Source organism: Microvirga roseola (assembly GCF_020866965.1).
GTDB classification, from domain to species: domain Bacteria; phylum Pseudomonadota; class Alphaproteobacteria; order Rhizobiales; family Beijerinckiaceae; genus Microvirga; species Microvirga roseola.
The window spans coordinates 1-1,582 of record NZ_JAJATX010000147.1 but is presented as its reverse complement, the minus strand read 5'-3'; the positions used below and the strand labels follow the sequence as shown (position 1 = coordinate 1,582).

The following is a 1,582-nucleotide window of genomic DNA, read 5'->3' as shown; positions in this document are numbered from 1 at the left end:
TAGCCATCGATGTGGCGTAATTCACCCTTCTCGCGCCGGATGAGACGGCCAAAGGACGAGGCGAGCAGAAAACGGCGGGTGGCAGTCATGGAAACCAAGGAAGTGCAATAAATTTGATAAGATCAGGCCTTCGTATATGGCTAAGGCCATCCGAGGCAAGTCTCAGTGGGAAAATATGGTTCCCAGTCAGCGCCCGGTCTCGGACTCCTGGGCGGCAATCTGGCTCTGGGTCAGATGCTTTCCGTTATAGAGAAACAACGGATCGGCGGAAGCACCCCGCATGTCGCTCCAGGCTTCGATGCTCGCTATGGGAATGACATGGTAACAGGATGCATTGTCTGAGCCGAGTTCGAATAGAATGACCTGGTTGTCCGGGCTTTCCGCAAGGGCGCCGGTAAACGAGGCGCCGGAGTGCAAATGCACCTCCACGATGCGATCCAGGGGCAGGTGTTTCAGCTCTCCCAGCGGATCAGCATTCTGGACCGACGGGGTGGAGGCCGGCGGCGCGTTGGCAGGCTTCAGCCAATCTTCGAGTTCGGCGATCAGATCGAGACCCGTCCCGCCGATATGGGTGGCGTCATTGAGGCACAAGGTATTCGGTTCTTCCGTGCCTGCGAGTGAGAGCCGTTCGGTATTGGCCAGGATGGCGAAATAGCTTTTGATCTCCTCCAGCATTTCGTGAACGGTCTTGGCCGCGGACGGCTGATCGGATGGCTTCATCGGGCGGTCCTTTTGGCGAAAGGAGCATCAGGCGGATCCTATCAATCAGGTCATTGGCCCGAGCGAGAATCTTGGTTCGGATTTCCCTCTCGCTTTCAGCGTATTGGTCGGGATGATAGATCAGCGTCACAGCCCGCCGGAGCTTCGTGACCTGGGCCCGCTCCCTGATTGGCTGGGCGCGGATGAAAGGTTCGGTCACCGCCCAGAGACGGTCGATCTGAAGGTCGCATTCGTTCGAAGCCGACTCGGGAAAAACAGGACGGGCGATCCCGTGCGTGTCCGCAAGCGAGCAGGAAAGATCGAGCAACGTGATGTTGTCGATCACGAGATCGCTGACCGGTACCGGAACCGTGAGCTTCTCTTTGCCATAGAAGACGAGCAGCGTCATGGACAAACCAGCTGGGTTTTGTTCATGACATTCCCTCTTTGCGCGTTTCAGAACCTGGTGGAGATTGGGTAAAAATCCCTAGAGGTCAGACCTTAGCCTTGGATCTCGGTTTTCTTCGCCCGCCTTTTTGGGCTGGTGGAGTCTTCGGGCAGAGAGTTGATCAGCTCTCCGAACGCCACGAGGTCCATACTGGCGGCGTTAAGGATCTTAGCCAGGGTTTCAGTCGAGGGCCACCGGTCACGACCTTCAGGGCTCGTGCGCTTGGACGGATTGAACGTCGTTGCGTCGCAGCCTGCCCTCCGGGCAAGGGCGGAAGGGGTCATGTTGCACTGCTTCGCAACCAGATCAATGGCTTGCCAGAGTTTCCTATGAGTCAGCACAATTCATCCCGGGTTTTACAGTCGGCTAACGACCGACTGGCGCGTGGTAGGTGACGAGGCTTTTCCCGGGATTGCGCCGAGATTACGACATGCG

Annotated in this window: 2 protein-coding genes; both read right to left on the bottom strand. The window is 57.4% G+C overall.

Going from position 1 to position 1,582, the window contains the following annotated elements:
• Positions 1-186: 186 nt before the first annotated feature.
• Positions 187-720, bottom strand: a complete 534-nt coding sequence (locus LG661_RS24575; RefSeq protein WP_230534622.1) for a hypothetical protein — start codon at positions 718-720, stop codon at positions 187-189.
• Positions 721-1,200: 480 nt separating this feature from the next.
• Positions 1,201-1,431, bottom strand: coding sequence for a hypothetical protein (locus tag LG661_RS25300; protein WP_322098918.1), 231 nt, complete (start codon positions 1,429-1,431; stop codon positions 1,201-1,203).
• Between the last annotated feature and the right edge of the window lie 151 nt (positions 1,432-1,582).

Excerpts from the sequence above, each read along its gene's own strand:
- LG661_RS24575 (WP_230534622.1), bottom strand. The coding sequence starts at position 720 with ATGAAGCCATCCGATCAGCCGTCCGCGGCCAAGACCGTTCACGAAATG.
- LG661_RS25300 (WP_322098918.1), bottom strand. The coding sequence starts at position 1,431 with ATGACCCCTTCCGCCCTTGCCCGGAGGGCAGGCTGCGACGCAACGACG.